This window comes from Pseudomonas sp. IT-P260 (assembly GCF_949768395.1).
Lineage (GTDB): Bacteria > Pseudomonadota > Gammaproteobacteria > Pseudomonadales > Pseudomonadaceae > Aquipseudomonas > Aquipseudomonas parakoreensis.
This window is the reverse complement of the sequence record NZ_CATKPO010000015.1, coordinates 1-2,772: the sequence shown is the minus strand read 5'-3', so window position 1 is coordinate 2,772 and position 2,772 is coordinate 1. Positions and strand designations below refer to the sequence as shown.

Sequence of the window (2,772 nt, the reverse complement as noted above, 5' to 3'; positions counted from 1 at the left end):
CAGATTGCTTGGGTGTTATATGGTCAAGCCTCACGGGCAATTAGTATTGGTTAGCTCAACGCCTCACAGCGCTTACACACCCAACCTATCAACGTCGTAGTCTTCGACGGCCCTTCAGGGAACTCAAGGTTCCAGTGAGATCTCATCTTGAGGCAAGTTTCCCGCTTAGATGCTTTCAGCGGTTATCTTTCCCGAACATAGCTACCCGGCAATGCCACTGGCGTGACAACCGGAACACCAGAGGTTCGTCCACTCCGGTCCTCTCGTACTAGGAGCAGCCCCTCTCAAATCTCAAACGTCCACGGCAGATAGGGACCGAACTGTCTCACGACGTTCTAAACCCAGCTCGCGTACCACTTTAAATGGCGAACAGCCATACCCTTGGGACCGGCTTCAGCCCCAGGATGTGATGAGCCGACATCGAGGTGCCAAACACCGCCGTCGATATGAACTCTTGGGCGGTATCAGCCTGTTATCCCCGGAGTACCTTTTATCCGTTGAGCGATGGCCCTTCCATACAGAACCACCGGATCACTAAGACCTACTTTCGTACCTGCTCGACGTGTCTGTCTCGCAGTCAAGCGCGCTTTTGCCTTTATACTCTACGACCGATTTCCGACCGGTCTGAGCGCACCTTCGTACTCCTCCGTTACTCTTTAGGAGGAGACCGCCCCAGTCAAACTACCCACCATACACTGTCCTCGATCCGGATAACGGACCTGAGTTAGAACCTCAAAGTTGCCAGGGTGGTATTTCAAGGATGGCTCCACGCGAACTGGCGTCCACGCTTCAAAGCCTCCCACCTATCCTACACAAGCAAATTCAAAGTCCAGTGCAAAGCTATAGTAAAGGTTCACGGGGTCTTTCCGTCTAGCCGCGGATACACTGCATCTTCACAGCGATTTCAATTTCACTGAGTCTCGGGTGGAGACAGCGCCGCCATCGTTACGCCATTCGTGCAGGTCGGAACTTACCCGACAAGGAATTTCGCTACCTTAGGACCGTTATAGTTACGGCCGCCGTTTACCGGGGCTTCGATCAAGAGCTTCGCGTTAGCTAACCCCATCAATTAACCTTCCGGCACCGGGCAGGCGTCACACCCTATACGTCCACTTTCGTGTTTGCAGAGTGCTGTGTTTTTAATAAACAGTCGCAGCGGCCTGGTATCTTCGACCGGCATGAGCTTACGGAGCAAGTCCTTCACCCTCACCGGCGCACCTTCTCCCGAAGTTACGGTGCCATTTTGCCTAGTTCCTTCACCCGAGTTCTCTCAAGCGCCTTGGTATTCTCTACCCAACCACCTGTGTCGGTTTGGGGTACGGTTCCTGGTTATCTGAAGCTTAGAAGCTTTTCTTGGAAGCATGGCATCAACCACTTCGTCACCTGAAAGGTAACTCGTCATCAGCTCTCGGCCTTAAGATCCCGGATTTACCTAAGATCTCAGCCTACCACCTTAAACTTGGACAACCAACGCCAAGCTGGCCTAGCCTTCTCCGTCCCTCCATCGCAATAACCAGAAGTACAGGAATATTAACCTGTTTTCCATCGACTACGCTTTTCAGCCTCGCCTTAGGGACCGACTAACCCTGCGTCGATTAACGTTGCGCAGGAAACCTTGGTCTTTCGGCGTGGGTGTTTTTCACACCCATTGTCGTTACTCATGTCAGCATTCGCACTTCTGATACCTCCAGCAAGCTTCTCAACTCACCTTCACAGGCTTACAGAACGCTCCTCTACCGCATCACTTGCGTGATACCCGTAGCTTCGGTGTATGGTTTGAGCCCCGTTACATCTTCCGCGCAGGCCGACTCGACTAGTGAGCTATTACGCTTTCTTTAAAGGGTGGCTGCTTCTAAGCCAACCTCCTAGCTGTCTAAGCCTTCCCACATCGTTTCCCACTTAACCATAACTTTGGGACCTTAGCTGACGGTCTGGGTTGTTTCCCTTTTCACGACGGACGTTAGCACCCGCCGTGTGTCTCCCATGCTCGGCACTTGTAGGTATTCGGAGTTTGCATCGGTTTGGTAAGTCGGGATGACCCCCTAGCCGAAACAGTGCTCTACCCCCTACAGTGATACATGAGGCGCTACCTAAATAGCTTTCGAGGAGAACCAGCTATCTCCGAGCTTGATTAGCCTTTCACTCCGATCCACAGGTCATCCGCTAACTTTTCAACGGTAGTCGGTTCGGTCCTCCAGTCAGTGTTACCTAACCTTCAACCTGCCCATGGATAGATCGCCCGGTTTCGGGTCTATTCCCAGCGACTAGACGCCCTATTAAGACTCGCTTTCGCTACGCCTCCCCTATTCGGTTAAGCTCGCCACTGAAAATAAGTCGCTGACCCATTATACAAAAGGTACGCAGTCACAGAACAAAGTCTGCTCCCACTGCTTGTACGCATACGGTTTCAGGATCTATTTCACTCCCCTCTCCGGGGTTCTTTTCGCCTTTCCCTCACGGTACTAGTTCACTATCGGTCAGTCAGTAGTATTTAGCCTTGGAGGATGGTCCCCCCATATTCAGACAAAGTTTCTCGTGCTCCGTCCTACTCGATTTCATGACTAAGAGACTTTCGCGTACAGGGCTATCACCCACTATGGCCGCACTTTCCAGAGCGTTCCGCTAATCTCAAAGCCACTTAAGGGCTAGTCCCCGTTCGCTCGCCACTACTAAGGGAATCTCGGTTGATTTCTTTTCCTCAGGGTACTTAGATGTTTCAGTTCCCCTGGTTCGCCTCTTGCACCTATGTATTCAGTACAAGATAACCATCTT

General features: G+C 51.8%; 1 rRNA gene. It reads right to left on the bottom strand.

Features of this window, described 5'->3' with window-relative positions:
- Nucleotides 1-19: 19 nt before the first annotated feature.
- A 23S ribosomal RNA gene (locus ACM6HV_RS10795) occupies nucleotides 20-2,772 on the bottom strand; the annotation flags it as partial.